This is a genomic window from Alteromonas mediterranea DE, from assembly GCF_000020585.3.
Classification (GTDB): Bacteria; Pseudomonadota; Gammaproteobacteria; order Enterobacterales; family Alteromonadaceae; genus Alteromonas; species Alteromonas mediterranea.
In genome coordinates, this window is sequence record NC_011138.3 from 3,977,951 (window position 1) to 3,989,977 (window position 12,027).

General features: G+C 47.2%; 8 protein-coding genes. All 8 read left to right on the top strand.

Annotated features, from left to right (window positions below):
* The first annotated feature begins 168 nt into the window (after positions 1 to 168).
* The 8 genes from MADE_RS17635 to MADE_RS17670 all read left to right on the top strand — a co-directional run bounded on the left by MADE_RS17635 (position 169) and on the right by MADE_RS17670 (position 12,007).
* Entirely contained in the window at positions 169 to 3,504 is a 3,336-nt protein-coding gene (locus MADE_RS17635; RefSeq protein ID WP_012519893.1) for an amidohydrolase family protein, read from the top strand.
* 224 nt (positions 3,505 to 3,728) lie between these two features.
* Positions 3,729 to 4,280, top strand: coding sequence for a hypothetical protein (locus tag MADE_RS17640; protein ID WP_012519892.1), 552 nt, complete (start codon positions 3,729 to 3,731; stop codon positions 4,278 to 4,280).
* Positions 4,281 to 4,301: 21 nt separating this feature from the next.
* Positions 4,302 to 5,558 carry a hypothetical protein gene (locus tag MADE_RS17645; RefSeq protein WP_012519891.1) on the top strand — a complete coding sequence of 419 codons (1,257 nt, stop codon included), beginning with the start codon at positions 4,302 to 4,304 and terminating at the stop codon, positions 5,556 to 5,558.
* A gap of 63 nt (positions 5,559 to 5,621) precedes the next feature.
* Positions 5,622 to 7,079 (top strand): tetratricopeptide repeat protein, encoded by a 1,458-nt coding sequence (locus tag MADE_RS17650; protein WP_012519890.1) that lies wholly within the window; start codon positions 5,622 to 5,624, stop codon positions 7,077 to 7,079.
* Positions 7,080 to 7,090: 11 nt separating this feature from the next.
* Entirely contained in the window at positions 7,091 to 9,073 is a 1,983-nt protein-coding gene (locus tag MADE_RS17655; protein WP_012519889.1) for an SUMF1/EgtB/PvdO family nonheme iron enzyme, read from the top strand.
* Positions 9,074 to 9,198: 125 nt separating this feature from the next.
* Entirely contained in the window at positions 9,199 to 9,969 is a 771-nt protein-coding gene (locus MADE_RS17660) for a MotA/TolQ/ExbB proton channel family protein (protein WP_012519887.1), read from the top strand.
* 15 nt (positions 9,970 to 9,984) lie between these two features.
* A complete protein-coding gene (locus MADE_RS17665; protein WP_012519886.1) occupies positions 9,985 to 11,043 on the top strand; it encodes a VWA domain-containing protein in 1,059 nt (352 codons plus the stop codon).
* 13 nt (positions 11,044 to 11,056) lie between these two features.
* Positions 11,057 to 12,007: a VWA domain-containing protein gene (locus MADE_RS17670; RefSeq protein WP_012519885.1), complete on the top strand. Its 951-nt coding sequence runs from the start codon at positions 11,057 to 11,059 to the stop codon at positions 12,005 to 12,007.
* Positions 12,008 to 12,027 lie beyond the last annotated feature (20 nt).

Consider the following 12,027-nt stretch of genomic DNA (forward strand, 5'->3'; position numbering starts at 1 on the left):
AGCGTTAACCGCTGAAATTGTACTTACAATCGCATAAGCTAAATAAATCCGTCGTACTTTGCAGTAAGATTAACCTAAGCTTTACAATTCGAGGGTACAAAAGAACCAGCTTAGTCATGTACTCTGATGTAGACAGAAAATAATTAAAAAGCAGTTGGAAACTCAATCATGATAACGACAAAGAAAAGCCTACTAGCAGTTACGCTAGTAAGCGCTCTTGGCTTGGGCATGGCGCCGGCCTCTTACGCACAAAACGACAGTGAAGAAAAAACCGAATACGAACTCGATAACTGGGACGTCAGTAACCCACCTTATGCGTTAAACGAAGTCACCATCAAAACAAACGAAACCACATGGTCTAGCTTAGACGTTGCGCCAAATGGCGAGTTTATGGTTTTCGACATGCTTGGCGACCTTTATAAAGTAAACATGAACGGTGGTGATGCCACGCCACTTACCCAAGATTTTGCGTGGAATATTCACCCGTCTATTTCTCCTGACGGCAAACACATTGCGTTTATCTCGGACAAAGACGGTCTAAGCAACGTATGGGTAATGGACATTGACGGCAGTAATCTTCGTCAAGTAACTAAAGAAAAAAGCAATCTTATCCACTCTCCTAAATGGAGCCCTGACGGCGAATACCTAGTGGTTACCAAAGGCATCATGTCTAGCCGCAGCATTCCCGCGGGCGAGATTTGGATGTATCATAAATCCGGCGGCGATGGCCTGCAAATTAAAGCCCGCAACAGCGGTAAACGCGACCAACAAAACATTGCCGACCCTGTATTTTCGCATGACGGTAAGTACATCTACTTTACAGAAAACACCGTGCCAGGCGCACGTTTTGAATATAACCGCGACCCGTTAGAAGGCATTTTTGCTATCACTCGCTACGACCGCGAAACGGGCGAAGAGAGCCGCTATATCAGTGGTACAGGCGGTGCCGTAGTCCCTACGCCTTCGCCTGACGGTAAATACATCGCTTTTGTGCGTCGCGTTAAAGACAGAACGGGGCTTTTCCTTAAAGAGATAAAAACCGGCGTAGAAACGCCGCTTACCCTCGAACTAGAGCGAGACATGCAGGAAGGGTTTGGCTCTGAAGGCTACTTTGCCTATTTCGACTGGATGCCGGATAGCAGCGAAATCGTATATTGGACAGGCGGTAAATTCCACACTATCGATATCGAAGATAAAATCACACGCACCATGGATATCACTGTTGAAGGCACCGTGAAATACGCTGACGCTCTGCGCTTTGACGTAGACGTAGCCCCTGATGAATTTGATGTGCGCATGATTCGCTGGTCTCAAATGTCGCCTAACGGTAAAACTGTACTCTTTCAAGCGCTAGGTAAACTTTACGTGCGCGACGTTAAGTCTGGCAAAATTAAGCGCCTGACCAAGCAAAACGACCACGACGAGTACTACCCTCGTTTTTCTAACGACGGTAAGAAGATTGTTTACACCACGTGGGACGACCAAGATTTAGGTACGGTACGCGTAGTATCAGCCCGTGGTGGTAAAGGAAAGGTTATTACCCAGCAGCCCGGTCATTACATTGAGCCTTCGTTCTCGGCCGATGGCGAAAAAGTGGTATTCCGCAAATTTACCGGCGGCTTTCTGCTAGACCCGACCTACTCGGTCGAGCCAGGTATTTACGTTGCCGACCTTGAAGAAGATTCTGTAAGTAAGGTGACAGACAATGGCTACAACGCCCACTTCGCGGGTGGCGACGACCGCGTATATTTCACAGAATCTGCCGGCGGCGAAGCGTATTATGAAACGCAACTTTCAAGCGTTAATTTGCAAGGTAATGACAAGCGTACGCATCTATACGGCGCAAATAAAGTAAGTGAGTACAAACTTTCGCACGATAAAAAATGGGTTGCGTTTGTATATCAATTTAAAACTTACGTGGCACCGTTTGTAGAAAATGGTAAGCGCATTACCATTGGTCCGAACATGACCTCGCTACCGGTAACACAGCTTTCAAGTCGAGCTGGTGAATACCTTACTTGGTCACCAGACAATAAAACCCTTAGCTGGTTTAACGGCCCGACACTTTTCAGCCGTTCACTCGATGAAGCCTTTGCCTTTTTAGACGGTGCACCTGAAACCTTGCCTGAACCGGTAGCTGAAGGTATGGATTTGTCGTTTACCACCAAGGCCGACAAGCCTTCAGGATACAAAGCCTTGGTTGGCGGTAAAGTGGTAACCATGCGCGATGCTGACAATACCCAGGAAGTCATTGAAAATGGCGTTGTACTTATTAAAGACAACCGTATTGAAGCGGTAGGTAAGCGTGGCGATATAGCTATTCCTGGTGACGCTATGCAGATAGACACCTCGGGTAAAACCATTATTCCTGGGCTCGTTGATGCGCACGCCCATGGTTCACAAGGTCGTAATGAGATAATTCCTCAGCAAAACTGGAGTCAGTTCTCCAACGTGTCGTTCGGTGTAACCACCATTCACGACCCATCAAACGACACCACGGAAATTTTTGCTGCAGCAGAGCTTCAGCGCAAAGGTAAAATTGTTGCGCCGCGTATCTACTCTACCGGTACTATCTTGTACGGTGCAGAAGGACTGGGTTACAAAGCTATCATCAACGACTACGAAGATGCTTATTTCCACGTAGAGCGCTTAAAAGAAGCCGGTGCTATATCGGTGAAAAGCTATAATCAACCTCGCCGTGATCAGCGCCAACAGGTACTTTGGGCAGCTAAAAATCAAGCGATGATGGTGGTGCCTGAAGGGGGCGGTAAGCTTCAGCAAAACCTAACCATGCTGGTAGACGGTCACACCGGTCTTGAGCACAGCATTCCGGTTGAAAAAGGCTATAGCGATGTTACTCAGCTATGGAAAGCCACAGAGTTTGGCTATACCCCTACCTTTGTTGTGTCGTACGGCGGCATGATGGGTGAAGAATATTGGTACGATAAAACGGAAGTGTGGAAGAACCCGCGTCTATTGCGCTATACCCCTTCTACTATTTTAGACAAACGCGCTATTCGCAGACCGACCGCGCCAGAAAACCAATACAACCACCAAAACGTCGCCAGCTACGCTAAAGAACTCCGAGATAATGGGGTCAGTGTACATATTGGCGCTCACGGACAGCGTGAAGGCCTAGCTGCACACTGGGAACTGTGGATCATGGAACAAGGTGGCTTTACGCCTTGGGAAGCGCTGCGCGGCGGGACTATTGATGGTGCTAAGCACTTAGGCATGGGCAAAGACCTTGGTAGTATCGAAAAAGGGAAGCTTGCTGACCTAGTGGTGATTGATGGCGATGTATTAAGCGACATTAGAAAGAGTGAGTACGTTGAGTACACGGTGTTAAACGGCCGTGTTTACGAGTCTGCCACCATGAACGAAGTGGGCAGTAAAGAAAAACGCGAACCTTTCTTCTTTGAGCAAGATAACGCGACCTTTATGCCACAGCAAACCGCGGATGAAGTGGAGGCGAAAGCCCACCACTATCACTGGGAGCATTAATCGCACGCAAACACGTTTGATGTAGTTTAACTACCACTAGGAAAAAGCCGATAAAGCCCTGTGTTTTATCGGCTTTTTTATTCTGGTTATGTTTGCTGGTAAGCCGCTTAAAACAAAATCAATGTTTTGTCTTTCGTAAAAGAGTGCTATAAATAAAAAAGGACTAGGGCTATACATGTATTTGTATGTATCAAGCCAATTAAAATAAAAGGACTTATTTGGCTATGCCGCATCATTTGCCCTTTGCACTATTACTTCTCACTTTTTTTCTCGCGCCTGTTTACGCACAAACAAGCGAGACGCCTACGTATTATCAAGATTGTTCCGTTCTCGACTTTGGTGACAAAGATATGTCTACCATGACAGAGGCTGAAAAAATTCAAGCTTTAGATGACTCTTTATTCGGTGCTTTAGAGCAAAGTGAAGAATGCATGGATGCCGCAGCGCAATCTAGCGCACAAAGTGTGGCTAGCGCCGCTGGCCAAGGTGCTGGTGCAGGAAATGGCGCAGCCTCGGGAAGCGTGTCTAGCGCTTCAGCAGCCAGTGGCGGCCAAGGGCAGTCAAATGCGCAAAACAGCGCCCAATCTCAAGAATCATCAACCCATTCACAAACGACCACCTCTAGTTCAGCTCCTTCAAAGCAATCTACTGGAGGTAAAGCAAAAGGTGGAAGTTCAGCGGTATGTGATGCCGTAATTGCCGGTTTGCAAGGAGCGACAACAGAGCAAGAAAAAGCTCATTTCCAAGCATTAAAAGAGCAATACGGCTGTAAATAAAACTCAGAGGAAGGAAAGGAAATGTCTTCATTTAATCCAAAGGCCCTGTTTACAGTGGTCGCTACGGCATCGTTTATACTCTTAGGCGGATGTGGCTCAACCCAAACTAATGTAACTAGCGTAGGCCCGTCGATGGTTGGCCCTGGCGGTGGGCAACAGCTTGGCGCGAACTCGCACCGTTATCGCTACAACTCAGATATATATATGGATGTCGCTATCCCGGTTTTTGACCCCGGCTTTCCTACAGAAAGCGATGGTTCAATAGATTACGATGAAATAGAAGAAGAAGGTATCTGGCCGCAAGTAAGACGCTTAGAAGCAAATCGATTTGCTATTGCCACCAAAGAAGCGTTAGGTGAAACCAAATCGTTTGGAAGCATCAATGTAACCCCAGACGCGTCGGCACTCGCTGATGTTTATATTCTTGGTAAAATTAATTATTCGGATACGGAAACCGTAGAAATTGGCGTAAGGGTTATGGACGCAAAAAATACGGTATGGGGCGAGGAAGAATTTGAGTACCGCGTTAGCGAAGGTTGGTATAGAGATGCGATGTCTCGTGGAGAAAACCCTAATGCGCCCGTGTTTGAGCAAATTGCTAAATACGTCTACGACCTGCTAATGAAAAAATCAGAAGCCTACAAACAAGAAGTACAGATGGTGTCAGACTTGCGCTATGCACAAATGTATAGCCCTGAAGCGTTTAGCCAGTATCTTTCTCAAAGCCGTAAAGGTGAAGTTGAGTTGGTGAGTGCGCCGTCTGAAAGCGATCCCATGCTTCGCCGTGTCCGCGCTATTCAAGCGAAGGACGAGCAGTTTATTGATAGCCTTCAGGAAACCTACGATTCATTTTGGGTAACCACAGAAACGCCTTACAGAAAATACCAAAAAGAAACCCTTCCAGAGGCTAAGAAAATCAGAGAGCTAAAAGCTGAGCGCACCACTAAACAGGTGACGGCCGGTTTGTTTGCCGTAGCCTCAGTACTACTGGGCTCAAACTCTAGCTCAACTGCTGGGCAAGTGGCAGCCGCCGGTGCAGGGATTGCCGCCATTGGCACCCTTAACGAAGCGATTAAAACGAACAAAGAACTTCACGCACAGCGGGATCTCTTTGACGAAATGGGCCAAAACCTTGATATTCAAGTTGCCGATCAAATTGTTGAAATTGATAACCAGCGTATTGAACTTCAAGGTAGCGCGAGTGAACAGTACTACCAACTGCGTTCACGCTTAAAAGATATCTATGAAATGGAAGCAACACCTATGACTGCGCTTTAAGCGTAGTCATATTCTGTTAAAACCGTTCTCATCTATTTATAAGATCATAGTAAAGGATTACGCATGCCAAGCGTTGAACAGCAAATTGAGCAAAGCAGAGCAAAGAAAAAAGCACTGATTAAAAAAAGTATATTGGGCTTTTTTGTTGTCCTCTTTGTTGGCGTGGCAGGCGTACTCCTTGTGTCTTTTTTACCCACTGTGTCCAACGAGGCGAAAAGCCCCATGGCACAGACCGACAACGCCACGCAATCCAACAACCGGGAAACACCAAACCCGCAGGTTACAGAATTTAGCGAAGCAGAGCGTAAAGCATTACAAGTCGCGCTTAGCGAGTCAAAACAACGGGTGACAGGCCTAGTGCAACGCGTAAGCCAGTCACGCCCTTTCGCCGTTAAAGCCGGTCAAATAGAAGCGTCGTTAAACCAAGCGTTTAATGAATACGGTGCCTCGAACTACGGCGAAGTAACATCGTTATTAAACGATATCGATAACAACACAGCAGCACTAAATAAAGAATACGAACAGGCCTACACAGCGCCTTATGAAAAAGCCCTCAACGCGTTTAATAACAATAATTCTGAGGCGTTTAACTTAAATCGACAGTCACTTAATATTAACCCCGACTTCGAGCAAGCCAAGATACTTCAGCAGCGAATTGATGTCTTTAATCAGGTGCAAGATGCCTACGAACAAGCCCGGGTGGGTAAGGTTGAAAACAACATTAATAAACAGCGGGAAGCCTACCGGAAGATAATTGCTCTAGACCCCTATCGAAGTGATGCAAAACAAGCCCTAGCCACCATAGATAATCAATTAAAAAATAGCCGCTTCAACGGATTATTAGCAAAGGCCAATGACGCTATAACACAGCAAAACTATGCCGCAGCTAAACAATACCTAAAGGACGCCAAATCTATCAATGGGTCAAGCCGTGAACTTGAGACCATTAGCAAAAAACTTAACACGCTGGTAGCGAGTGAAGAGCAAAACAAGATTGAAGAGCAGGTTACGCTTTTTGCACGTGCTGATGAATGGCAGACGGTCGCCCTATTATCGAACAAAGGTTTATCGTCTTTTCCCTCCAGCCCCATACTGCAGCAGGCAAAACAAAATGCCGAAGCTATCTTAAGCACGGCAAAACGCCTAAAAGAATTTCAGCAGCGCCCTGAACGACTGACCGATAACACAGTGCGAAGCCTTGCGCAGCAAGAAGTTGATGACGCTCACGCATTAGCACAGAAAAGCCCCAAACTGCTGGCTCAGATACGCGCCCTTGAAGAGGTTATGGATGACGTTAATACGCCTCGTGATGTCACGATAACATCGGATAACGACACCTATATTAAAGTGTTAGGCGTAGGACTGGTAGGCGAAGTAAAACGCAAGACCATCAAGCTTAAACCTGGCACCTACCGGATTGAAGGAAGCCGTGACGGCTACCGCTCTACTATTCGAGAAATCGAAGTATCACCGTCAGCAACCAACCTTTCGGTACATATTGCATGTACTGAAAAAGTATAAGGAACACGTTAGTGAGTAGTATCGATGAAGCCATTGCGAAAGGGAAGAAACGCCGCAAAGGAATGGCTATCGCTTCATTAATTGGGCTAGCCGTGATCTTGGCCCTTTATTTTAGTTGGCTTTTTCTCACCAAAGGGTATGCGTTTGTGGTGTCGCCAGAGCGTGCGGCAAAAGCGCCTGAGTTTAACGTGGTAAGCGGCACTGCGCTCTTTATGGCCGACAAGTTATATGTTTTTGGCAGTGCGGCGGAAGTTACCGTGTCGGCGCCCAAATACAAAGCCGCCAGCGTGGTGGTTGATGAAACCTCGTCAAGCACGATAAACGTCACACTTGTGCCTTTACCTGCCACCTTAACCGTTACCACGTCTCCTCAGCTCGACGAGGTCACATGGAAGATTAACCAAGAAAAAGTCGCCGTTTCGCCCAGCCTATCCACTGAACTGGAAGAGGGAAGCTACACGGTTAATGCTAGCCACCCTCACTACCAAGATGCACAAATACAGTTTGATGCCGATATTGCACAAGACATTCAACGTAATATCGCGCTAACCGCTATTGAGGGGGTTATTAGTATTAATTCCACGCCTTCTGGCGCTAGCGTTTCGCTCGACAAAAAAGAAGTTGGCGTAACGCCTCTGAAGATAAATACACAAGGTGGACAATATCGCGTAAGCGTGACTAAAGCAGGCCTGGAACCTTTAGAAGATACTATCGAAGTCACTAATCAACGCCCCTTACCGACTCGAAATTATAACCTTCAGCCGCTACAAGCGGAAATTGCAGTATCGATGAAGCCACAAGGTGGCGTACTGACGGTTAACGGTAAGCCCGTGAAGGCGAATACCCGTTTAGACGCTAATAAGGCACACACAGTAAAGTATGAAAAGACCGGCTTTATTGCGCAAAGTCAGCGCGTAACACTCGCCCCGGGCGAAACGAAAGCGCTGTCATTTGAGTTAGAAAAAGAGCTCGGTCGCGTGGTTATTACCGCCTCTACTGACGCCCTTGTTTCAATTAACGGAGTTAAGCAAGGACAAACGCCTTTAACGCTGAACCTTCAGGCTTTGCCTCATACAGTAACCTTTGAGCGCGACGGATACCGCAAGATACAAAAAACGGTGACACCTAGTGCGAAATCGTCAACCAAGGTACACGGTGACATGCTTACAGAGTTTGAAGCAAGGCGCCGAGACGGTACGCCGCTTTTCGCTACTACGTTAGGTATTCAGCTGTCATTGGTGACCCCAAAAGCGTTCACCATGGGCTCGCCAGCTAACGAAAAAAATCGTCAGCGTAACGAACACCAAAGAGACGTTTCTTTTTCTCGTCAAGTATGGGTGTCGAAGCACGAAATCACACAAGCTCAGTTTGCCGCGTTTAAAGGGAAAGATGGGGGAACTAAGCTTCCTGTCACAAATGTTTCATGGGATGAAGCGGCGGCCTTCACGAATTGGCTAAGTGAAAAAGAAGGGCTCACTGGGTTTTACATTATGCAAAACGGAAAAGTAAGGGGGGTTGATAAAGCCTCAAAAGGGTATCGTCTTCCCACCGAAGCAGAGTGGGAGTTCGTTGCCAAAATGCATCGTCGTGCATCATCTACAGCCTTCGTGTGGGGCAATCAGTTCCGACTCAGAGACAAGCAAGGTAACTTTGCCGACGCGTCGCTACGTGGCAAGCAGACATTCATCTTAAAAGACTATGACGATGGGTTTGCAGATAAAGCGCCTGTAGGTTCGTTTAAGGCAGACCGAGGTGGGTTTTACGATTTAGACGGAAACGTTCGCGAATGGGTTCACGACATTTACTCGGTAACGCCACAACATCAATCAGGCACCTACGCAGACTACATGGGCCCAGGCGGGCAAGGCAAACACGTTGTTAAAGGTGCGTCTTTTAAAATCGGTAGGTTGAAGAATATAAGAGCCAGCGTGCGCAGCGGCGAGAGCGCGCCAGCTGATGACATTGGTTTTCGAATAGCGAGATATGAGAATTAATATGAAAAAGAAACTAATCATTGCCGCCGTGCTATTAGCTATAGCGGGCACAGCCAGTGCGTACTTTGTTTCGTTAGATTCACCCCAAGACTTCCCAACAAATATTTAGGCAGCAAGGACTAAGAATGAATAAGAATAATACGTTGTCGATGAACCCCAGCTTTCTAGTTAGCGGCGGGGTGTTTCTACTTATTTTTGCGGTCGTGCACTTTTTATTTGCAGGCTTAATTCGCCCGGCGGCGGAAAAAGTGATGGCGACGGTGGGTACAGCCTCTCTGTCTTCTATTTGGGTCATTCTTAAAGATATCGAACAACAAGTGTGTATCTCACTTATGTTGTTTTGTATCTTTTTAATGGTGTACAAGTTATGGAAGCTACTTGATGAAGAAGAAATTTATTCAAGAGATTTGCTACCAGAACACGACAAAGACACGCCGCTAGATGTCGATAAAGCGCTGAACGAACTATCGTCTTCGTCTTATAGCGATACACCGGCGTACAGCACATGGATAAACTGCATAAGACGGTATAAAAACACCCAAAACGTGCAGCACGCGGCCGATGCTATTCACGCATCAGTAGAAAACATAGCGGCGCAGCTTGAAAGCGGCAATAACGTTATTCGCTATATTATCTGGGCTATTCCCTCGATTGGATTCGTGGGCACGGTTCGCGGGATTGGCGCAGCCCTAGCGCAGGCCGATGCCGCACTGGACGGTGATATAGCCGGAATGACAGCGTCTTTGGGCGTGGCGTTTAACTCAACGCTCGTTGCGCTTTTCATCTCACTTATTTTGATGTTGTTAATGCATTTACTCAATGGCCGTCAAGACACCATGGTTATTCGCACACAAGAGTCGTGTGAGCATCATTTATTGTCTCATCTGCACCATTAATTAGGCGAAGTAACTATGCCTAAAGTGCGTAAAGCCGAAGACGGATTTAACCTTGCCTTCTTAGACGTGATGGCCTGTGGCCTTGGCGCGGTTATTCTTATTTTTATTCTGGTCGACTTTAAAGCGTTTACCCCAGACCCGACCGAAGAAAAAGAGAAGCTAGAGCAAGAGCTCGCCGCGGCAGAGCAAGAACAACAAAAGCTCAAAAAATCGATTGATGAAATAAACGATAAGATAGCCTTGGAGTCGGCCAAGCAGGATGACGCTGAACAAGCCCAGGCCGACACCACGCAAGACCAGTCTAAGCTACTGCAAGACATGTCAACAGAAATGGCGGTGGTGGCCGACCTTGAAAACCAGCTTGCCGCCTTGTCTAAAGAAGTCGAGAAATCAGCTAACATCCAAATGCAGGGAACCGGCGAGCAAAACTACATTACCGGGATGAAAATAGAAGGCCCCGAAATCGGCTTTCTCATCGATAAAAGCGCATCGATGATGGGCGACAACTTGCTCGATATATTGGGCAAACTGGCACTAAGCGATGGGCAAAAAGTATCGACACCTAAATGGATAAGAACCAAGCGGGTAGCACAATGGATGCTAGCGCGCGTGCCACTGGAATCTCGCGTGACAATGGTTGCCTTTTCCGACACCGCAACCACCTTAGGTCTTCGCAACGTAAACAGCGCCAAAGTAAGCGGTTCGATGAACGCCATTGTGAAAGACTTGGGCGACATTGTGCCTAATGGAGGCACCAATCTTCAGGAAGGCCTAACTACCCTGTTTAAAGCCAACCCCAGCATAACGGATGTTTACATTGTGACCGACGGGTTGCCGACGCTCGGAGATGGCCTTCCCATGAACTGTAAAAACTTCATTAGCAGTAAAAAGTCCATTTCGTCGGATTGTAGAAGAAAACTATTTGTAGAAACCATAAAGCGAGCCAAAAAAGGGGTGCACTACAACGTTATTCTATTGCCTATCGAGGGCGACCCGTTTGCCTCACCCATGTACTGGGAATGGACCCGCGCAACCAGCGGCACCTTCCTATCACCGGCACCAAAGTGGCCTTAATGAGTAAAATACTGTGAAGAAGATTCAGCGCGCCCCCGTTGAGGTATTCAACATCGCCTTTCTCGACATTATTTCCTGTGCCTTCGGTGCGGTGGTTATGCTGGTGCTATTGGCTAAAAATGGCACCGAAGATACCGAACGAGGCCCCAGTAATGTAAGCGTGCTTATCGATCAGGTGCTGCAAGCACAAGCTGACGTAGAAACCCTTAAAGGAGCGCTATCGGATAAGCTTCAAGAGCTTAAGGCGGCGCAAAGCAAAACAGCGTCGGTCACAGAGCAAAAAGATAATCTAGACTCGTCGATACCCCGGGCACAGCAAACCATTAATCAGTTAAAAGACAAAGCGTCGTCCCTGCGTAATGAAATACGTCAGGCAACGGCTATGCTAAATACGCCTAATCCCACTGATACCCCTGATGATGACGTAGGCGGTATACCTACCGACGCTGAATACGTCATTTTCGCTATCGACAACTCTGGGTCTATGTCTTCTGGCAGTGGATGGAATCGCGTGATAACCATTGTGAACGACATTTTAAAAAATCACCCTAAAATGAAAGGTTTTCAGATAATGTCTGCCGACGGAAGCTTCATGTTTGCCAGTAAAGCAGGCCAATGGCTTGACGACAGAAAAACCATGCGAGATACGGCGATGAGCCAAATGAAAAGCTTTAAAGGGGGCGCAAGCCAGCCGGAGGCGGGGATCTTAAAAGCCATAAAGCTTTACAAGAACACCAAAGGCCGCGTGAGCCTATACGTGTTTGGCGATGACTACCAAAGATCAAACCTAGACCAAATTGTGGGTCAAATTACCCAAGCTAACCAAGGAGCCAATGGCCAGCCTGTTATTCGTATTCACGGCGTAGGCTTTAGCCGAAGTAACGGCAACGCACAGCGCTTTAGCGCATTTATGCAAGCGGTGGCGAAGCGCAATCGCGGTGCCTTTATTGGCCAATATTTTTAGGTATAAAGGGCGCCTACAAG